Source organism: Actinophytocola sp. (assembly GCF_009379765.1).
GTDB lineage: Bacteria > Actinomycetota > Actinomycetes > Mycobacteriales > Pseudonocardiaceae > Actinophytocola.
In genome coordinates this window covers 1-19,257 of the sequence record NZ_WHTD01000163.1, presented here as the reverse complement: position 1 = coordinate 19,257, position 19,257 = coordinate 1, and the positions used below count along the sequence as shown (strand labels likewise).

20 protein-coding genes and 2 pseudogenes are annotated in these 19,257 nt (G+C 72.3%); 13 read left to right on the top strand and 9 right to left on the bottom strand.

The features are described 5' to 3' along the window. Together GEV28_RS34590 and GEV28_RS34585 are read left to right on the top strand one after the other, a co-directional pair. Window positions 1-461 (top strand): annotated as a pseudogene (locus tag GEV28_RS34590) (precorrin-6y C5,15-methyltransferase (decarboxylating) subunit CbiE); the annotation flags it as partial. Window positions 462-730: 269 nt separating this feature from the next. Next, on the top strand, window positions 731-1,546 hold the full coding sequence (locus GEV28_RS34585; RefSeq protein WP_291417252.1) for a serine protease: 816 nt from the start codon (window positions 731-733) through the stop codon (window positions 1,544-1,546). A 67-nt stretch (window positions 1,547-1,613) separates the two neighbouring features. Here GEV28_RS34585 and GEV28_RS34580 read toward each other — a convergent pair whose 3' ends face one another. After that, entirely contained in the window at window positions 1,614-2,192 is a 579-nt protein-coding gene (locus GEV28_RS34580; protein ID WP_291417249.1) for a thioredoxin family protein, read from the bottom strand. A gap of 39 nt (window positions 2,193-2,231) precedes the next feature. Between GEV28_RS34580 and cobA the strand changes: the two genes are divergently transcribed. Next, window positions 2,232-3,443: a uroporphyrinogen-III C-methyltransferase gene (gene cobA / locus GEV28_RS34575; protein WP_291417247.1), complete on the top strand. Its 1,212-nt coding sequence runs from the start codon at window positions 2,232-2,234 to the stop codon at window positions 3,441-3,443. A gap of 30 nt (window positions 3,444-3,473) precedes the next feature. Further along, window positions 3,474-4,382: a polysaccharide deacetylase family protein gene (locus GEV28_RS34570; RefSeq protein ID WP_291417245.1), complete on the top strand. Its 909-nt coding sequence runs from the start codon at window positions 3,474-3,476 to the stop codon at window positions 4,380-4,382. A 94-nt stretch (window positions 4,383-4,476) separates the two neighbouring features. Here the strand turns inward: GEV28_RS34570 and GEV28_RS34565 are convergent. From GEV28_RS34565 to GEV28_RS34555, 3 genes and pseudogenes are all read right to left on the bottom strand, one after another. Beyond that, window positions 4,477-5,712: pseudogene (locus GEV28_RS34565) on the bottom strand (DEAD/DEAH box helicase); the annotation flags it as partial. An 880-nt stretch (window positions 5,713-6,592) separates the two neighbouring features. Next, window positions 6,593-7,588: a serine protein kinase RIO gene (locus GEV28_RS34560; RefSeq protein ID WP_291417243.1), complete on the bottom strand. Its 996-nt coding sequence runs from the start codon at window positions 7,586-7,588 to the stop codon at window positions 6,593-6,595. Between the two features lie 224 nt (window positions 7,589-7,812). Further along, on the bottom strand, window positions 7,813-8,169 hold the full coding sequence (locus tag GEV28_RS34555; protein ID WP_291417241.1) for a VOC family protein: 357 nt from the start codon (window positions 8,167-8,169) through the stop codon (window positions 7,813-7,815). A 60-nt stretch (window positions 8,170-8,229) separates the two neighbouring features. Between GEV28_RS34555 and mtnA the strand changes: the two genes are divergently transcribed. Both mtnA and GEV28_RS34545 read left to right on the top strand, forming a co-directional pair. Next, window positions 8,230-9,210, top strand: coding sequence for an S-methyl-5-thioribose-1-phosphate isomerase (mtnA, locus tag GEV28_RS34550; RefSeq protein ID WP_291417239.1), 981 nt, complete (start codon window positions 8,230-8,232; stop codon window positions 9,208-9,210). 64 nt (window positions 9,211-9,274) lie between these two features. Beyond that, entirely contained in the window at window positions 9,275-11,023 is a 1,749-nt protein-coding gene (locus tag GEV28_RS34545) for a proline--tRNA ligase (RefSeq protein ID WP_291417237.1), read from the top strand. 25 nt (window positions 11,024-11,048) lie between these two features. Here GEV28_RS34545 and GEV28_RS34540 read toward each other — a convergent pair whose 3' ends face one another. Next, a complete protein-coding gene (locus tag GEV28_RS34540) occupies window positions 11,049-11,738 on the bottom strand; it encodes a haloacid dehalogenase-like hydrolase (RefSeq protein WP_291417235.1) in 690 nt (229 codons plus the stop codon). Window positions 11,739-11,857: 119 nt separating this feature from the next. Between GEV28_RS34540 and GEV28_RS34535 the strand changes: the two genes are divergently transcribed. Beyond that, complete coding sequence (locus GEV28_RS34535; protein ID WP_291417233.1) at window positions 11,858-12,910, top strand: ABC transporter permease; 1,053 nt, start codon at window positions 11,858-11,860, stop codon at window positions 12,908-12,910. Between the two features lie 3 nt (window positions 12,911-12,913). On the opposite strand, the gene GEV28_RS34530 is transcribed toward GEV28_RS34535, so the two are convergent. After that, complete coding sequence (locus tag GEV28_RS34530; RefSeq protein ID WP_291417231.1) at window positions 12,914-13,405, bottom strand: ankyrin repeat domain-containing protein; 492 nt, start codon at window positions 13,403-13,405, stop codon at window positions 12,914-12,916. Between the two features lie 2 nt (window positions 13,406-13,407). Continuing rightward, complete coding sequence (locus GEV28_RS34525; protein WP_291417229.1) at window positions 13,408-13,830, bottom strand: YjbQ family protein; 423 nt, start codon at window positions 13,828-13,830, stop codon at window positions 13,408-13,410. A gap of 24 nt (window positions 13,831-13,854) precedes the next feature. On the opposite strand from GEV28_RS34525, the gene GEV28_RS34520 reads away from it, so the two are divergent. Both GEV28_RS34520 and GEV28_RS34515 read left to right on the top strand, forming a co-directional pair. Beyond that, a complete protein-coding gene (locus tag GEV28_RS34520) occupies window positions 13,855-14,865 on the top strand; it encodes an aminotransferase (protein WP_291417228.1) in 1,011 nt (336 codons plus the stop codon). Between the two features lie 61 nt (window positions 14,866-14,926). Then, entirely contained in the window at window positions 14,927-15,646 is a 720-nt protein-coding gene (locus GEV28_RS34515; protein ID WP_291417226.1) for a hypothetical protein, read from the top strand. A 169-nt stretch (window positions 15,647-15,815) separates the two neighbouring features. Here the strand turns inward: GEV28_RS34515 and GEV28_RS34510 are convergent, their stop codons facing one another. Together GEV28_RS34510 and GEV28_RS34505 are read right to left on the bottom strand one after the other, a co-directional pair. After that, window positions 15,816-16,295: a ferritin-like domain-containing protein gene (locus tag GEV28_RS34510; protein ID WP_291417224.1), complete on the bottom strand. Its 480-nt coding sequence runs from the start codon at window positions 16,293-16,295 to the stop codon at window positions 15,816-15,818. Beyond that, window positions 16,292-16,786 (bottom strand): hypothetical protein, encoded by a 495-nt coding sequence (locus GEV28_RS34505; RefSeq protein WP_291417222.1) that lies wholly within the window; start codon window positions 16,784-16,786, stop codon window positions 16,292-16,294. The genes GEV28_RS34510 and GEV28_RS34505 overlap by 4 nt, the downstream gene beginning before the upstream one ends. 130 nt (window positions 16,787-16,916) lie before the next feature. On the opposite strand from GEV28_RS34505, the gene rimP reads away from it, so the two are divergent. The 4 genes from rimP to GEV28_RS34485 all read left to right on the top strand — a co-directional run. Next, window positions 16,917-17,498, top strand: a complete 582-nt coding sequence (gene rimP / locus GEV28_RS34500; protein ID WP_291417220.1) for a ribosome maturation factor RimP — start codon at window positions 16,917-16,919, stop codon at window positions 17,496-17,498. Next, on the top strand, window positions 17,495-18,565 hold the full coding sequence (gene nusA, locus GEV28_RS34495; protein ID WP_291417219.1) for a transcription termination factor NusA: 1,071 nt from the start codon (window positions 17,495-17,497) through the stop codon (window positions 18,563-18,565). Before rimP ends, nusA begins: the two co-directional genes overlap by 4 nt. A gap of 22 nt (window positions 18,566-18,587) precedes the next feature. Beyond that, complete coding sequence (locus tag GEV28_RS34490; RefSeq protein ID WP_291417217.1) at window positions 18,588-18,947, top strand: YlxR family protein; 360 nt, start codon at window positions 18,588-18,590, stop codon at window positions 18,945-18,947. 90 nt (window positions 18,948-19,037) lie between these two features. Further along, the coding region (locus GEV28_RS34485) for a translation initiation factor IF-2 N-terminal domain-containing protein (protein WP_291417215.1) at window positions 19,038-19,257 on the top strand (220 nt) is incomplete at its 3' end.

Genomic DNA, 19,257 nt, shown 5'->3' with positions numbered 1-19,257 from the left:
TCGCGCCGCGCCCGGGGGTGCTGGTCTGGGACGTGGCCGCCGGCAGCGGCGCGGTCGGCGTCGAGGCGGCCCGGCTCGGTGCCGCGGTGGTCGCGGTGGAGAACGACCCGGGGCTGTGCGTGCGGATCGTGGCCAACGCCAGGCGGCACGGCGTGGACGTGCGGCTGGTCGACGGCCCCGTGCCGGAGGCGCTGGCCGGCCTGCCGAAGCCGGACGCCGTCTTTCTCGGCACGGCGCGCACCGACGTGGTGCGCAGCTGCGCGGGGGTGGGCGCGGCCCGGATCGTCATCGAGGTGCACGAGCTCGGCAGCGTGGGCCCGGCCCGCGACGCGCTCGTGGACGCCGGCTACGCGGTGGACGGGCGGCTGGTCTTCGCCGCGCCGATCCACGGGCTGGCGAGCGGCGCGGCGTCGGTCGAGCAGGCCTCCTCGAACCTGCTGCTGTGGGGCACCCTGCGCTAGCCAGCTTGGGCCGGCGAAGCCGGCCCAAGCTGGCTAGGGTCCCCCGCCCGGATCCCAAAACCGGTGGTCAGAGGGGTCACGCAGCGAAGTCCCTCCGATAGTCGGGTGCAGGGCCCGTGAGGGTTTCCCCAGCGTGCGGGCGCAATCGTGACCTCGTTCACCCATTCGGACCAATACGAACGGGCGTTGTGGCTGGTGGTGAGCGCCTTGTAGCTATGAGTCAGCCCGCGAGGACACTGGCTCGCGGGACCGAACAAGGGAGAAGAGACATGGCTGAGGCAAGGCGCCTGCTCCGCCTGGCCGGGGTTGCCGCAGCGGTTCTCGCATCGGCCGGCGTCGCGGCATCGGTGTCCACCGCGAGCGCGGACCAGTCGCCGGCTGACGTTCAGCCGAAGATCATCGGTGGCGAGGAGACCACCATCGAGGAGAACCCGTTCGCGGTCGCGTTGACCACGCCGGACGGGTTCCAGTTCTGCGGCGGAACGATCGTCGCGCCGACCAAGGTCCTCACCGCCGCGCACTGCACCGAGGGCTCCTCGCCGTCGGACATCGTGGTGGTGGCCGGCCGGACGTCGCTGTCCGCCGGTGGCGGCACCAGCGCGGGGGTGACCGACATCTGGATCAACCCGAACTGGGACTCCAGCACGTTGAGCAATGACGCGTCGGTGCTCACGCTCGACACGTCGCTGACCGAGGCGCCGCTGGCGCTGGCCACGCCGGAGGACGCCGACCTGTACACGGCGGGCGCGAACAGCACCGTGTACGGCTGGGGTGTCACGGAGAGCGGCTCGACCTCCGACACGCTGCGCAAGGTGGACGTGCCGGTGACCGCGGACGACACGTGCGCGGCGTCCTACCCGGGCTCGTTCGACGCCGCCTCGATGGTGTGCGCGGGTCTGGCCGAGGGCGGCAAGGACAGCTGCCAGGGCGACTCCGGCGGCCCGCTGGAGGGCGTGGCCGCGGACGGCACGCGGAAGCTGATCGGCATCGTGTCCTGGGGTCAGGGCTGCGCGGAGCCGAACTTCTACGGCGTGTACGGCCGGGTCTCGGCGATGTACGACCTGATCGCGGAGCAGATCGGCTGACCGGGTTGAGTGTTCGAAGGGCCACCTCGCCTCGGCGGGGTGGCCCTTCGGCGCAATGGTGTGTGGCTCAACCGAACCACGCCGGTTCGTTGCCCGGCGTCCACTTGATGTTGCAGCCGATGCTCGCGAGCTGGCCGATCTCGATCTCCTCGCCGGCGATCACCGAGGCGACCGCGGCGTCGAGCTCGTCGCCGGTGACCGGGACGCCGTTGCCGGGCCGGGCGGCGTCGAACCGGCCGCGGTAGACGAGCCTGCGGGCGCCGTCGAACAGGTAGAAGTCCGGGGTGCAGGCGGCCCGGTAGGCGTGTGCCGCCCGCTGCTCGGGGTCGGAGACGTACGGGAACGTCCAGCGCCGGCTCGTGGCGTTCTCGGCCATCCGCTCCGGCGCCTCGTCCGGGTGCGCCCGCGGGTCGTTGCTGTTGATGCCGATGGCGCCGACGCCCTGCTGGCGCCAGCGGGCCGCCGCCGCGCCCAGGGGCGCCGCGATGTGCCGGACGTACGGGCAGTGGTTGCACAGGAAGGCGACGAGCGTGCCCTTCGGCCCCGCCACCTTGTCGAGCGTCCAGGTGACGCCGTTCGGATCGGGCAGCTCGAACGGGGGCGCGGCGGTGCCGAGCGGGACCATCGTGGAGTTGACCGAGACCATGTCGCGACCCTACCCGCCGCGTTGGGCATGCTTGTCCGCATGAGTGGAGAGGCGCACTACCTGGCCGGACTCGCCCTGGCCGGCCGGCGGGTGGTGGTCGTCGGCGGCGGCACGGTCGCCCAGCGGCGGCTGCCCCGGCTGGTGGGGTCCGGGGCGGCGGTCGAGCTGATCTCGCCGTCGGTCACCCCGTCGGTCCAGACTCTGGTCGAGTCGGGGTCGATCGGATGGCACCGGCGGCCGTACCGGGACGGGGATCTCGACGGTGCGTGGTACGTGCTGTGCTGCAGCTCCTCGACCGAGGTGAACGCCGCCGTGTCCGCCGAGGCCGAGCGGCTGCGGGTGTTCTGCGTGCGGGCGGACGCGGGTTCGCGGGGGAGTGCGGTCACACCGGCCACCGGCAACTACGAGGGCCTGCTGGTCGGGGTCCTGGCGGGCGGCGAGCACCGCCGCTCGGCGCGGGTGCGGGACTCCGTGCTGGCCGCGCTGCGTTCGGGCGCGGTCCAGGACGTGGTGTCGAAACCGGTCGGGGTGGCCCTGGTGGGCGGCGGCCCGGGCGACCCGGACCTGATCACGGTGCGCGGCAGGCGCCTGATCGCCCAGGCGGACGTGGTCGTCGCGGATCGGCTGGCGCCGGGCGCCCTGCTGGAGGAGCTGGCCCCGACGGTCGAGGTGGTGGACGCGGCGAAGATCCCGTACGGCCGGTCGGCGAGCCAGGACGCGATCAACGCCCTGCTGATCTCGCACGCCCGGGCGGGTCGCTTCGTCGTCCGTCTCAAGGGCGGCGACCCGTTCGTCTTCGGCCGCGGGTTCGAGGAGGTCCAGGCCTGCGCGGCGGCCGGCATCCCGGTGACGGTGGTCCCCGGCGTGACGTCGGCCTTCGCGGTTCCGGCCGCGGCCGACGTGCCGGTGACGCATCGCGGCGTGGCGCACGAGGTGGTCGTGGTGTCCGGCCACGTGCCGCCGGGTGACCCGACGTCCCTCGTGAACTGGCCGGCGCTGGCTGCCATGCACGGGACGGTGGTCCTGATGATGGCGGTGGAGCGGACAGCGACGTTCGCCAAGGCCCTGCTGGACGGCGGCCGCCCCCCGACGACCCCGGCCGCGGTGATCCAGGAAGGCACGACGAGAGGACAGCGGGTCCTACGCTCCACTTTGGACAAGGTGGCGGCCGACGTGGTGTCCCGAGGAGTCCGCCCCCCGGCGGTGATCGTCATCGGCCCGGTGGCCGCGCTGGCGGACGACCTATGCTAATTGGTTGGACGTGCCTTCCATCCTGAGGGTGTGGATGGACCTGCGTTCGAGCCCGCGACCACCGCGCCGTCGGCGTTGTCGAGCGAGCTGCTGGGTTTCCCTCCCGATGCCCGGGTGCTCATCGTCAACAACGACGACTTCGGGATGCACCACGCGATCAACACCGCGGTCATTCGCTCGATCGAGTGCGGGATCGCCAGTTCCTGCAGCGTGCTGGTGCCGTGCCCGTCGGCGCCGCACGCCATGCGCCTGCTCCGCCAACGGCCGGAGATCCCGTTCGGGATCCACCTCACGCTGGTCTGCGACACGACCCACTACCGGTGGGGCCCGCTGGCGGCCAAGGACACAGTGCCCTCCCTGCTCGACGAGACGGGCGAGCTCTTCACCCCCGCCAGGATCCCTGAGCTGCTGGCTCAGGCTCGTCTCGACGAGGTGGAAAGCGAGTCACGGGCACAGATCGATGCCGTCGTCGAGGCGGGGCTGACGCCGACTCATCTGGACTGGCACTGCCTGGCTGACGGCGGACGCGACGACATCCTCGACCTGACCCTCGCGTTGGCCCGGGAGTACGGCCTGGCGGCGCGGGTCTGGCTCGAACCCGGACGCCGGAAGGTGCGCCGGCGGGGCTTGCCGGTCGTTGACCACGATTTCCTGGACAGCTTCGCTCTCGACCTCGATGGCAAGTCGGCCCGATACACGGAGCTGCTCCGTGCTCTGCCGGTCGGCCTCAGCGAGTGGGCGGTGCATCCCGGCCTGGGCACCGCGGAATGGCAGGCGATCGACGGAGGTTGGCGCGTGCGCCAGACCGACTACGAGTTCGTGACGTCGCCGGAGGCACTCGAACTCGTCCACCAGGAGGGGATCGTGGTGATCGACTACCGGACCATCCAACTGGTCTGGTCCCGCCTGGCCGCGGTCGGGCGGCACCGGAACGCGTAACCGCCCCGTCCGAGGTGTCTCGGGCGGGGCGGTTACGGTTGCGTCAGCGGTCGTGGCGCCTGGGGCGCTGGCGGCCGCCGGGGCGGGAGTTGAAGCGGCCGCCGCCGCTGCGGGGCGGGCGGCGGGTCGGCTCGGGGTCGACCACCGGGTCGCCGGACGGGGTGCGGGCGCCGGTGATGCGCGCCAGGTCCTCGTCGCCCGGGCGAACCTTCGTGCGCTCGGGCTCGACACCGGCCTGCTCGGTCATGCGGAAGACCGTGCGCCGCTCCTGGTGCGTGACCACGGTGACCACCGTGCCCGACTCGCCGGCCCGCGCGGTGCGGCCCGCGCGGTGCAGGTAGCCCTTGGCGTCGGCGGGCGGGTCGACGTGCACGACGAGGCTCACGCCGTCCACGTGGATGCCGCGCGCGGCGACGTCGGTCGCGACCAGCACCGGCAGGCGGCCGTCCTTGAACTCGCCGAGGACGCGGTTGCGGGCGCCCTGCGGCTTGCCGCCGTGCAGCGCGCCGGCGTGGACGCCCATCGCGCGCAGCTGCTTGGTGAGCCGGTCGACGTGGTGCTTGGTGCGCAGGAACATGATCGTGCGCCCGTCGCGGGCGGCCATCTCGGCGACGACCGCCGCCTTGTCCTCACGGGACACCAGCAGCAGGTGGTGGTCCATTGTGGACACCGTGGCGGTCGCGGGGGACACCGAGTGCGTCACCGGGTCGGTGAGGTAGCGGTTGACCAGCGCGGCGACGTCCTTGTCCAGCGTGGCGGAGAACAGCATCCGCTGGCCGCCGTCGGGCACGAGGTCGAGGATGGCCCGAACCTGGGGCAGGAAGCCCATGTCGGCCATCTGGTCGGCCTCGTCCAGCGTGGTGAACCGGACGTCGTCGAGGACGCAGGTGCCCTGCCGGACGTGGTCGGACAGCCGGCCGGGGGTGGCGATGAGCAGGTCGACCCCGCGGCGCAGCTGCTCGGCCTGCTTGCTGAAGGACATCCCGCCGACCACCGTGCGGCACCAGAGCCCGAGCGACTTGGCGAGCGGGGTGAGCGCGTCGGCGACCTGCATGGCGAGCTCACGCGTGGGCACGAGGACGAGCCCACGCGGCTGCATCGGCTTGGCCTGCCCCTTGTTGAGCCTGGTCAGCAGGGCGAGCCCGAAGGCGAGCGTCTTGCCGGACCCGGTCTCCGCCCGGCCGAGCACGTCCCGACCGCCGAGGGCGTCGGGAAGGGTGGCCGACTGGATGGGGAACGGCTCGGTGATGCCGGCCTCTTCGAGGGCCTTGAGCAGGGGAGTGGGCAGCCCGAGCTCGGCGAAGCCGACCTTGGCCCCCTTTCCGTGCATGGGCTCCTCGGCGATCTCCCCGTCCCAGGCCGGGCCGGCGGTGCTCTCAGCGGAAGCGGCACGGTTCTTGGGAGGGTGCCGCTCGCCCGAGTCGCGGCGGTCGGCGAAGGAGGAGTTGTTGCGGGACCCGCGGTCGTCCGACCAGGCGGCGCGCCGGTCGGCGCGGTTGGGGCGGTCGGTGAAGGACCTGTGCTCCTCGGCCGGGCGGCGGTCGCGGGTGTCGCGGGTGTCGTCGCGGCGGGGGCCGCGGTCGTCGGTCCACGAGTCGCGGCGCTGGGGCTTGCGGTCGGCCGTCCACGGCTTGCGGGTGCCTCGCTGGTCTTCCCAGCGGTTGGCGCGGCCCGGCGCGTCGGCGCGACCCCGTGCGTCGCCCCGCGGGTTGTCGCGGCGGTCGCCTCGGGTGTCGCCACGCGAGTCGCCTCGGCGGTCGGTGCGCGGGTTGTCCCAGCGGGCGTCGCCCCGTGCGTCGCCGCGGCGGCCGCGGCTGTCGAAGTCGCCACGGCCGGTGCGCGGGTTGTCGGTGCGACCCCGGGCGTCGCCGCGCGGGGTGTCGCGGTGGTCGGCGCGGGGGGTGTCGGTGTAGCGGTCGGTGCGCGGGTTGCTGGTGCGCGGCTTGTCGGTGCGCGCAGTTCGGCGCACGGCGGTGTTCGGCACGGAATCCTCTCCGATGTGGCACGTCTCGGGAGGCCTCTGCATCAGCAGGCGAACATTCTCGCGCGGACGAGCCCAGCGCCTCGGTGGCGCCGTCAGTGGTATTGGCATCGCTGGCCGCCCGGCAGGGCGGGGAGCGGCACGGACCGCTCGCGATGCACGATGAAGGTTACCTGATCGGTTCACCTCGCCGTCATCGCAGGTCGGTCCGTGCCGCGCCGCGACGGTTTCAGTCGAGACCGGCCGCTGCCAGCAGTTCTCCGGTCACGGTGTCCGGATCGGCCAGTCGGTCGGGCAGTCCGCGGGCGCGGAACCAGTTCATGACGTTGGACACATCCCGCGCCAGGAACTCCCGTCCACGCGGGTTTGCGACCACGTCGACGATCTGCGGGAGATCGATCAACATCACCTGTCCCTTGTGGACCAGAACGTTGTACGCCGACAGGTCGCCGTGCGTCATGCCTTCACCGGCCAGGAGCTCCAGCGCGGCCACCAGCTGGTGCCACAGCTCCACCAGCTCGTCGGCGTCCGGGCGCAGCTCGGCCAGCCGTGGCGCGGCCTCGCCGTCCGAGGAGCCGAGGAACTCCATCAGCAGCTCGGTCCCGCTGCGCTGCACCGGATACGGCACCGGCACCCCGATCGACCACAGCCGCGACAGCGCCGCGAACTCCGCCACCGCCCACTGCTCCGCGATGAGGTTGCGACCGAACGACGTCCGGTTGGCGATCGCGCGCATCTCGCGGCTCCTGCGCATCCGGCGACCCTCGAGGTAACCCGAGTCGCGGTGGAACATGCGGTGCTCGTTGCTCCGGTACCGCTTCGCGGCCATGACGCACCCGCGGTCGGTGTCGGGCACCGCCCGCCGGATCAGATGGACATCCGCCTCCTTGCCTGACTTCAGCACGCCCAGCTCGGTGTCGGCCGCGGCCAGCTCGGTGACGAGCCAGTCGGGCCGCGGGTGCGGGCCCTGCTCGCCGTCGTCCCACGTGGTCCAGCGGTCGGCGCCGGGCGGCAGCACGGGGCCCGCCAGCGCGCTCTCGCGCACCGCGGCGAGCCGCGCGCGTTCGGCCTCGGTGAGCCGGCCCGCGCGGGTCGACTCCTGGTCGAAGTCGCCCTCGAAGGACCGGGCGGCCTCGGACTGCTTCGGTTTGCGTGGGCGGGACCGCCGGCCGCCGAACGGGTTGTCGTCGAGATAGTCGTCGAAATGGTCATCTGTGTCGTGCATGCGCACGGTGGGATCTCCTCAACAAAGGATGTGAGCGCCCCACCGGCGCGTGGCAACGAAACGACCAGGCGACTGTCAGCGGGGCGGGCGGACGCGGGCACGAGGCGTCCAGGCGACCGTCTTAGTCACAAGGCACCTCCCTCTCGTCCGCCGGCGAACCACCGGCGCGCTGATCCAACGCCAACAGGTTCCCCGACCCGCCGACGCCACGCAACCGAATTAAGTCAGCTGTGCGACCCCACACAGAACTCGTTGCCCTCGGGGTCCTGTAAGACCGTCCACGTGAGGCCGGGCACTGTGTGCTCCTGGCCCTTGGTGGCCCCCAACGCCACGAGCCGCTCGACCTCGGCCTCCCGGTCGTCGGTGTCGAAGTCGATGTGCACCCGGTTCTTGCCCGCCCGCTCCTCGGCCACCTTCTGCAGGCCGAGGTAGGGCTGGGCCGGGTTGGCCGGCGAGCGCAGCTGCACGAAGTAGCCCTCGGCGTCGAACGCCACCTCCAGGTCGAGCGCCTTGGTCCAGAACGCCGCCAACGCCCGCGGCTCGGCGCAGTCGATGGTGATCCCACCCATGTTCAGGTTCATGCGAACACCGTAGGAGACCCCACCGACAAAAACGGACGCCGACGAGAACGGACACCCACAATGGACCGCGTGCGGACCATCGACTGGCGCGACGACCACATCGTCGCGATCGACCAGACCAAGCTGCCCGGCGAGCTCGTCGAGATGGCCATTCTCACCGTCGAGGACCTGGTCGACGCGATCAAGCGGCTGGCCATCCGCGGTGCTCCCGCGCTCGGCGCCGCCGGGGCGCTCGGCGCGGCGCTGGCGGCCCGCCAGGCCCCCGAGCACCGCGACCGTGAGCTCGCCGACCTGCGCAAGTCCCGCCCCACCGCGGTCAACCTCGCCTGGGGCGTGGACCGGGCCGCCGCACGCCTCGGCGAAGGCCCCGACGCCGTCCTCGACGAGGCGCGCAAGGTGCTCGAGGAGGACGCGGTCCGCAACCGCAGGCTCGGCGAACGCGGCGCGGACTGGCTGGCCGCGGAGGTCACCGACCACCTGACGGTCCAGACGCACTGCAACGCGGGCGCCCTGGCCTGCGTGGAGTGGGGCACCGCGCTGGGCGTGGTCCGCGCGCTGCACGAGCGTGGCCGGCTCGGCCACGTCTACGTCGACGAGACCCGACCGCTGCTGCAGGGCTCCCGGCTCACCTCCTGGGAGCTCACCGAGCTCGGCATCGACCACACGCTCGTCGTCGACGCCGCGGCGGCCACCGTCCTGGCCAGGGGTCTCGCGAACGCGGTCGTGGTCGGCGCGGACCGGATCACCGCCAACGGCGACGTGGTGAACAAGATCGGCACGTTCCCGCTGGCCCTCGCCGCGGCCAGGGCGAACGTGCCGTTCGTCGTGGCCGCGCCCGAGTCGACGGTCGACCCGACGATCCCGGCCGGCCACCAGGTCGAGATCGAGGTCCGCGACGGCGCCGAGGTGCTCGCCATCGGCGGCCTGCCCGGCACCCCGACCCTCAACTACGCCTTCGACGTCACGCCCGCCGACCTGGTCACTGCGATCGTCACCGAGGACCGGATCGTCCGGCCGGCGCTGGGGGAGCGCCCGGCATAACCCGTTGGAGCCGGCGTGCGTCGGGTCACTACTCTTGCCGCAGCCTCTTGACAAGGAGTTAGCCGTGATCACCAGGATGTCGTCGCTGTTCCTGCGCACGCTGCGCGAGGATCCGGCGGACGCCGAGGTGCCCAGCCACAAGCTGCTGGTGCGCGCCGGGTACGTCCGCCGCGTGGCCCCGGGCGGCTACTCCTGGCTGCCGCTGGGCCTCCGCGTGCTGCGCAACGTCGAGCGCGTGGTGCGCGAGGAGATGGACGCCATGGGCGCCCAGGAGATCCAGTTCCCGGCGCTGCTGCCCCGCGAGCCCTACGAGACCACCGGCCGGTGGACCGAGTACGGCGACAACCTGTTCCGCCTCAAGGACCGCAAGAACGCGGACTACCTGCTGGGCCCCACGCACGAAGAGTTGTTCACGCTCACCGTGAAGGGTGAGTACAGCTCGTACAAGGACTACCCGGTCGTGCTGTACCAGATCCAGACGAAGTACCGGGACGAGGCGCGGCCCCGCGCGGGCATCCTGCGCGGCCGGGAGTTCCTGATGAAGGACTCCTACTCGTTCGACGTCGACGACGAGGGTCTGTCGCACTCCTACCAGCTGCACCGCGACGCCTACATCAAGATCTTCGACCGGCTCGGGCTCGACTACGTGATCGTGTCGGCGATGTCCGGTGCCATGGGCGGCTCGGCCTCCGAGGAGTTCCTCGCCGAGGCCGTCACCGGTGAGGACACGTTCGTGCGCAGCACCGGGTCCGGCTACGCGGCCAACGTCGAGGCCGTGGTCACCCCCGCGCCACCCGCACAGTCCATTGAGGACAAACCGGCCGCGCAGGTGCACCACACGCCCGACACGCCGACCATCGAGACCCTGGTCGACTTCCTCAACGGCGCCGGTCTCGGCCGGGAGTTCACCGCCGCCGACACGCTCAAGAACGTGCTGCTCAAGACCCACGCGCCCGGTGCGGACAAGTGGGAGCTGCTCGCCATCGGCGTGCCGGGCGACCGCGAGGTCGACATGAAGCGCCTCGAGGCGGCGCTCGAGCCTCGCGCGGTCGCCATCCTCGAGGAGGCCGACTTCGCCGCGAACCCCTTCCTGGTGAAGGGCTACATCGGGCCGAAGGCGTTGCAGGACAACGGGGTCAGCTACCTCGTCGACCCCCGGGTCGGCACCGGCACCGCGTGGGTCACCGGCGCGGACAAGGCCGACCACCACGTCGTCGACCTCGTCGTCGGCCGCGACTTCACCCCGGACGGCACCATCGAGGCGGCCGAGGTGCGTGCGGGCGACCCGTCGCCCGACGGCCAGGGCACCCTGGTCGCGGCCCGCGGTATCGAGATCGGCCACATCTTCCAGCTGGGCCGCAAGTACGCCGACGCGTTCTCGCTCGACGCGCTGGGCGCGGACAGCAAGCCGGTCCGGATCACCATGGGCTCCTACGGCATCGGCGTGTCTCGCCTGGTGGCCGCGATCGCCGAGCAGTCCTACGACGAGCAGGGCCTCGTGTGGCCCCGCGCGGTGGCACCCGCGGACGTGCACGTGGTGATCGCGGGCAAGGACGAGTCCATTCGCGAGGGCGGCGCACGCCTCGCCGGGCAGCTGTCCGAGGCCGGCCTGACCGTGCTGCTGGACGACCGGACCGCCACCCCCGGCGTGAAGTTCGCCGACGCCGAGCTCATCGGTGTGCCGACGATCGTGGTGGTGGGCCGCGGGCTCGCCAAGGGCGTGGTCGAGGTGAAGGACCGCGCGACCGGCGAGCGGGTCGAGGTCCCGGTCGACGAGGCCGTGGCGCACCTGACGTCGTTGGTCCGCGGTTAGGCGTACCGCGGCGGGGGACGCGCGGTCAGTGGAGTAGCGCCTTCAGGACGGTCGGGGTGTCGGCGAGGTCCGGGAGGACCACGTCGGCGCCCGAGTCGGCCAGCTGGTCGACGCTGTGCCGGCCCGTGGCCACGCCGACCGTCACCGTGCCGTGGTGCAGGCCCGCCTCGACGTCCGCCGGGGTGTCGCCGATGACCACGACGGATCGGGGTTCGAAGGACACCCCGTGCTTCGCGGAGGCCTGGGCGATGGCGGCCTCGACCAGGTCGTGGCGGTGTTCGGACAGCGAGCCGTAGCCGCCGATCTCGAAGTCGACGTGGTGGTGCAGGTCGAACGCCTCCAGCTTGTAGGTGGCGAGCGCCGGGAGGTTGCCGGTGACCAGGGACTGCACCACGTCGTCCCGCCCGCGCAGCGTCGCCAGGATCTCCGCGGCGCCCGGCAGCGCGCGGCCCATCGTGGGCAACGACGTGCGGGCCGCCAGCGCGATGGCCTCCAGCTCGGCGAAGATGCGCTCGACCTCCTCGTCCCCACTGGCGAACCCGTGGGCGGCGAGCAGTTCCTTGGCGAGCGACCGCTCGGTGCGGCCGGGGAACGTGGGCAGGTGGTCGAGCTGCTTGCCGACCACGTTGGCCAGCGCTTCCGCGTACCACTTCCGACCGATGCCGCTGTAGTCGACGAGGGTCAGGTCGATGTCCCAGAGGACGAGCGTCTGCACCCCGCCATCGTGACATGGCCCACCGACAGGCGCGCAGATTTCAACACCGGTTGACTTCGACATCCCGAAAGGCGAGACTGGCACGTAATTCAACGATTGATGAACGCAGGAGGAGATCGATGGCCGCCTCAGCCCCCCGCCGGCCGGCACTGGTCGCGGTGTTGCTCGGCGTGGCCGGCGCCGTGGTCGCCGCGGTGCTCGGCTTTCTCACCTTCGGCGCGCAGGCCACCGCCGCGCCAGACCACCTGCCGCTGGCCGTCGCCGGCCCGCCCGGACAGCTCCGCGAGGCCGCCGAGCGCGTGTCCCAGCAGGGCGGCGACGCCGTCGAGTGGCGGGTCGCCGACCCGGCCGAGGCCCGCGGCCTCCTGGCCGACAAGGAGGTCTACGGGATCCTCGAGCTCGGCGGCGGACCGCGGGGCGTCACCCAGACGATCGTCCTCTCCGGCGCGGTCAACCCGCAGGGCACGCAGGTCGCCCAGCAGGTCCTCACCGGCGCCGCGCAGGGTCTCGCCGGCGCGCTGGCCCAGCAGGGCGTCCCGGTCACCCCACCGCGCCTCGAGACGGTCCACCCGGCGAGCGTCGCCGGCCGGACCGCGCCGCTCGCCGCGAGCGCGCTGCTCTGGATCGCCGGGCTCGTGGCCGCGATGGGATACGGGTTCCTGGTCGTCCGCCAGGGGATGCGCCGCGGCCCGCTGTCCCGCGTCGCCCTGCTGGCCACCGTGAGCGTCGTCGCGACGGCCGTCGTGGCCGGTTTCTTCACGCTGTGGGACAACTCGCTCCCGCTGGGTGCCGACGTGCTGGGCTTCGTCCTGCTGACCGCGGTCGCGTTCGCCTCCGTGCAGGGCGCCCTGCTGCGCATCATGCGCCTGCGCGCGGCGGCGATCCTCGGCCCGCTGTACCTGATCGCGCCCGCGGTGGCCGGCCAGGCGCCGGAGATGCTCGACCCGGCCTACCGCGCGCTGCTGTGGTCGTGGACGCCGTTCCGGTTCTCCACCGAGGGGCTGCGCAGCCTGCTGCAGGGCACCACCGACGCGCCGGACGTGCGGTCCGGGCTCATCGTGCTGGGGGGCATGGCGGTGGTCGGCCTGGTGATCATGCTGTGGCCGGGCCGGATGACGATCGAGCCGTCCGTCCCGGCGGGCTCGCGGACACCGGAGCTGGTGGACGCCTGAGGCCTACGCCAGGGGGACGTCGTGCTCGCGTAGCCAGGCGCGGACCGTCGCGTAGCGGTCGGCCTGGCTCGCGGGCGTTCGCAGGTAGCGCTGGAACGTGACGCCGCGCGCGTCCCGCGCCTCCGGGTCGGCGCCCGCCTCGAGCAGGGCCAGGACGACCTCCGGCGCGGACACCTTTGCGGCGATGTGCAGTGCGGTGTCCTTCCGCTGGTCGGTCACGTCGAGCCGGGCGCCGGCCGCGAGCAGCAGGGCGACGTTGTCCCGCCGGTCCGTCATCAGCGCGGCCATCAGGAGCGTCTCGCCGGTCGTCGGGTGCGCGGTGTCCGGGCTGACGCCGTGCTCGAGCAGCATGCGCAGGAACGACGTGTCCTCGTACTGGGCGGCCAGCTGCGCGGCGGTCCGCCCCTGGCCGTCGGGTGCCGTCGGGTCCGCGCCGGCCGCCAGCAGCGCGGCGACGTCGGCCGCGGACCGGTTGAGCATCGCGCCGGTCAGCACGGTCAGCCCGGGAGGAAGCTGAGTCGGACCTTGCGCACGTGGTTGTCCACGTTCGTGTCGACCAGGCAGATCGACTGCCAGGTGCCCAGCGTGAGGTCCCCGGACAGGACCGGCACCGACGCGTACGGCGGAAGGAACGCGGGCAGCACGTGGTCGCGCCCGTGCCCCGCCGAGCCGTGCCGGTGGCGCCAGCGGTTGTCCGACGGCAGGAGGTCGCGCAGGGCCCGCAGCAGGTCGTCGTCGCTGCCGGCGCCCGTCTCGATGATCGCCAGGCCCGCGGTGGCGTGCGGCACGAACACGTGCAGCAGGCCGTCGCCCGCGCCGGCTCCGCCGTCCACACCGGCCAGGAACCAGTGGCACGCGTCGGTGAGGTCGTGGACGACCTCGCGGCCGCCGGTCTCGACCTCGATCTCCGTGGTGTGCATGCCGGACACGGTATTAGTAGAGGTGTGCGTACCGCCTTTGGACAGCAGTTCGACGTGCCGGCCGGCTACCTCAACACGGCCAGCATCGGGATCCCGCCCGCGGGGGCGGCCGACGCGCTGAGCGAGGCCGTCGGCCGATGGCGGCGCGGCGAGGCCCGCCCGCCCGACTACGACCGGCACGTCGAGACCGCCCGCACCGCCTGGGCGAGCCTCGTCGGAGTGCGCGACAGCGACGTCGCGATCGGGGCGAGCGCGTCCCAGCTGGTCGGGCTCGTCGCGGCCAGCCTCCCGAGAACGACTCGGGTGCTGACCGTGCGCAACGAGTTCACCAGCGTCACGTTTCCCTTCGCCGCACAGGGAATGCCGGTGACGGAGGTGGACGCCGACCAGCTGCTGTCGCATGTGGACGGTCACGATCTCGTTGCGGTCAGCGTGGTCCAGTCCGCCGACGGTGCGGTCGTCGACCTCGATGCCTTGCGGGACACCGGCAAGCCCGTCCTCCTCGACACCACCCAGGCCGCCGGTTGGATGCCGTTGCGCCTCGACTGGGCGGACTGGGTCGTCGGCGCCGGCTACAAGTGGCTGCTCACCCCGCGCGGCGCCGCCTGGCTCGCCACGAGACCGGACAGGCTCGAGGAGACGAGGCCGCACGCGGCGAACTGGTACGCCGCCGAGGACATCTGGAGCGGCATCTACGGTCTCCCGCTGCGCCTGGCGGCCACCGCCAGGAGACTCGACCTCTCCCCGGTCTGGTTCGCCCAGCTCGGCGCCGCGCACACGCTCCCGTGGCTCGCCGGGCTCGATCTCACCGCGGTCCGCGACCACTGCGTCGACCTCGCCGACGCCGCGCTCAAGGGCCTCGGCCAGGCGCCCCGAAACTCGGCCGTCATCTCCGTCGATCTCACCTCTGACCAGGCCGAACGAGCCGCGAAAGCAGGTGTGGTGAGCGCCAGGAGAGCGGGCCGCACCCGGCTCGCCTTCCACCTGTACAACACGATGGCGGACGTCGAGCTGCTCCTCGATAGCACGCGTTGAGCGGACGGCATCCAGTACCTCACCCTGGTTAACCATGGTTTGTCCGGTTACCGTGTCGGCCGTGTCGGCTCCCTATCACCCCGGGCAATCACCATGGCCCGACAACCAACCGCAGCGACCCGACCGACCGGCGCCGATCCAGTTCCGGCCGGACGACCAGGTGCCGCAGGGCAACCCGTGGCTGGCGTGGACGCTGCGGATCCTCGGGCTGATCGCGATCGCGGTGATCTCCGGCGTCGTCTGGTGGTACATCCAGAACGAAGGGCCGAAGGGGCCCGGCACCGGCGCCGGCGGCCCCACCGAGCAGCCGAGCCGAGGCGCCTACGACTTCACCGCGAAGCTCGACGAGCCGCAGGTCGACGACTCGTGCGAGGACCACGCCTACGGCGACACCAAGGCCTTCTTCAAGCAGACCCCGTGCGACGGGCTCACCCGCTCGGTCTTCACCACCAAGATCGAGGACCGCACGGTGTACGCGTCGGTGTCCGTGGTGGAGATGTCCGACGACGCCAAGGCCGACGAGCTGCGCAAGCTCACCGACACGGACAACACGGGCAACGTGAGCGACCTCGTGCGTGAGGGCGTGGTGAAGCTCGACGGCCTGACCGAGCTGAGCGGGGGCGGTGGCTACGCGGCCGCCCAGCAGGACAACCAGGTCGTCATCGTCGAGGCCGACTACGACCCGAAGGCGTCCAAGGACGGCTCCGAGGAGGAGCTCGACAAGGTTTGCAAGGACGCCATCCGCCTGGGCAACGACATGGTCGACGGCAACGGGGGCTGAGCGGCTGGGCCATGTCTCGCGGATCTTGGATCGTGGTATTCGCGCCCAGCTGCCCCCTGGCCGCGTTGTCGGAAGGCCCGAATACAACCCGGTATGCGCGGCCTTCCGCCGCCTTGCCAGGAGACATCTGGATCACGAATCCCATCGACCAAGATCCACGAGACACGACCTACTCCGCGGGCCGGCCGGGCAACGCGGGCGTCGCGGGGGACTGGCCGGTCGCCCGGCGCCAGCGGGTGGCCCGCACCGCCGCGATCGTCAACGCCTCCAGGGCCGCCTTGCGGACCTCGGCGGCGTCGGTGCGCTCCAGGACGGCGCGCCACGCCACGGTCGTGTCCGACTCGGCCAGGATCAGCACCGCGATCGCCGACTTCTCGTCGGTCACCGGCTGGGGCGGGACGTAGGCGGGCTCGGCAGGCTCCGGCGTCCGGCCGGCGTCGGCCAGCAGCCGCTCGGTCGCGTCGCGGCGGGCCCGGTGCGCGGCGGTGCCCTCGGCCACCGCCGCGTTGTAGCCGTCCGGCAGGAAGGCGCTCACGAGGCCGTACACCCACAGCGCCGCGTGCTCCGCGCCCAGCGCGGCCTGCACGGCGGCCACCGAGTCCGACGGCAGCGAAGCCGACGACGAGGGCGGGGCCGAGGGCTGGGTCATGCCAGCACCTCCCGCAGCGAGGCGCACCCGGCCGCTACCGAGCCGACCAGCCCCGCCCGGTAGCGCGGCACCGACGGGACGAGCTTCCCGGCCTCCCGCTCGGCCGCCGTCAATGCCTCGAGCAGCGCGGAACGGGCGGCCACGGGATCGGGGGGCGGCGCGGCGGGCGGTGACGAGGGCGGTGACGAGGGCGGCGCCGCCGAGGACGACACCGGCGGCCGCTCCCGGTCGACCTCCTGCTGCAACGCCGTGGCGTGCTCGCCCCTGGCCGTCGCCACCTCGGTGGCCGCCGCGGTCAGCCCGGGCTGGGCCGCCGCGACGGCGGTGGCCGTCTCGGCGTCGGTCCGCGCCCGTGCGGCCAGGGCGGCCAGCGGGTCCGGTGGCGGGGGCTTCGCCGGCTCCTCGGTACACGCGGCCGTCGTGCCGGCGATCGCGGCCAGCGGCAGCACCACCAGACCGGCCCGCAGCACGTGTCGACGCCCGAAGCTCATCACGGGCCGTCATACTGCCAGGCGAACACGACACCCGGTCGGACGCACCGTGCCTGCTCGGGACCAACGCGCGTGCCATGACGAGATACGCTTGGCAACCACGGTCAGTGAGAGAGCAGGGAGTGTCCACGTGCCAGGTCAGCGACAACGCACCAACGGTGCCGGCGAGACGCTGGAGCCGGTCGTCGCGGACGCCGTTGGGCGTGCCGGCTACGACCTGGAGCTGCTGCACGTCCAGCAAGCCGGCCGGCGCCAGCTGGTCAAGGTCGTCGTCGACAGGAGAGACGACAGCAAGGACGACACGGACACCGACACCGGCTCGGCGGACGGCGGCATCGGCCTCGACCAGGTCGCCGAGGTCAGCCGGGCCGTCGCCCAGGCACTCGACGCGCTCGGGGACGACCGCACGGCGGGCAGCGTCCTCGGCGGCTCCTACACCCTCGAGGTCACGAGCCCCGGTCTCGACCGCCCGCTGACCAAGCCCCGCCACTGGCGCCGCGCCCGGCTGCGCAAGGTGGCCGTCAGACAGGCCGAGCGCAGCTACACCGCCCGGGTGGGCGACGCCGACGCCCAGGGCGTCCACCTGCTGGTCGACGGGCAGAAGACGTACGTGAGGTACCAGGACATCGAGCACGCTGTCATCGAGGTCGAGTTCCGCGAGCCGCCGCCCGCCGAGATCGCCATGTTGGAACAAGAGGAGGAGTCGAGGTGAATGTCGACATCGCGGCGCTGCGCGCCATCGAGCGGGACAAGGACATCCCCTTCGACACGGTGATCGAGGCGATCGAGACCGCGCTGCTCACCGCGTACAAGCACACCGACGGCCACGAGGCCCACGCCAAGATCGACATCGACCGGCGGACCGGCTTGGTCCGGGTGATCGCGTTCGAGGTCGGCGCCGACGGCGAGCCCGGCCAGGAGTGGGACGACACGCCCGAGGGCTTCGGCCGGATCGCCGCCACCACCGCGCGCCAGGTCATCCTGCAGCGCCTGCGGGACGCGGAGAACGAGAAGACCTTCGGCGAGTTCTCCGCCAAGGAGGGTGAGATCGTCGCGGGCGTCGTCCAGCGCGACGCGCGCGCCAACTCCCGCGGCATGGTCGTGGTCCAGGTCGGCGAGACCGAGGGCGTGCTGCCGTCGGTCGAGCAGGTGCCCGGCGAGCGCTACGAGCACGGCACTCGCATCAAGTGCTACGTCCTCGGCGTGAGCCGGGGAACCCGCGGGCCGCAGATCACGTTGTCCCGCACGCACCCCAACCTGGTCCGCCGGCTGTTCGCGCTCGAGGTCCCGGAGATCGCCGACGGCACCGTGGAGATCCCCGCGGTCGCCCGCGAGGCGGGCCACCGGTCCAAGATCGCGGTGCGGTCGACCGTCCCGGGGGTCAACGCCAAGGGTGCCTGCATCGGGCCGATGGGCGCGCGGGTGCGCAACGTGATGAGCGAGCTGCTCGGGGAGAAGATCGACATCATCGACCACTCGGAGGACCCGGCCACCTTCGTGGGCAACGCGCTGTCGCCCGCCAAGGTCATCTCGGTCCGCGTGGTCGACGAACGGGCGAAGACCGCTCGAGTCGTCGTGCCCGACTTCCAGCTGTCCCTCGCCATCGGCAAGGAGGGCCAGAACGCCCGGTTGGCGGCCCGGTTGACCGGCTGGCGCATCGACATCCGCAGTGACGCGGCCGAGTCGTCGGAACGGCCGACACCGCCCGAGGGGATTCCCGCGGCGGACGCGCCGAACGTCACACCGACCCGATCCTCGACTGCGGGTTCGGCCGAGTAGGACCGACGGGATAGACTCATCAATGGTTCACCGTTCTGGACCGGCGTCCGCACGTCCCCGGGGCAACAGCCCAGTACGTACTTGTGTCGGCTGCCGGGTCAGAGCGGAAGCCGGTGAGTTGCTCCGGGTCGTGCTCGTGGATGGGGACCTGGCTTTCGATCTGCGGCGACGAGCCGCCGGTCGGGGGGCGTGGCTTCATCCCGAGCCGGGTTGCCTGGACAAGGCCGAGCGGCGGCGTGCGTTCGCGAGAGCGCTGCGTGTGCCGGGCCCGCTCGACATCGAGGGACTCCGGAGGGATCTGGAGCAGCTGGTTCACCGTGTCACCGGACCGGGATCTTCCCGGGCCGGGCTGGATCAACGAAAGCAGGTCGACCCGTCATGAGTCAGCCGTGAAGCTGAAGCCATGAACGCCGGACGATAGGACGAGGTCGAGCGGGACCATGCCGCCGGCCTCACTCACATGAGGAGAGCAGTGGCAGGCAAGGCCCGAGTGCACGAGCTCGCGAAGGAGCTCGGCGTTACCAGCAAAGAAGTTCTCGCGAAGCTCAAGGAGCAGGGCGAGTTCGTGAAGTCCGCGTCCTCCACGGTGGAGGCCCCGGTGGCCCGCCGGTTGCGGGACGCGTACCCCACATCAGGTGGCTCGAAGGGTGGTCCGCGCCCCAGGCCGGCCGCCCGTCCGCAGCCCGAGGCGG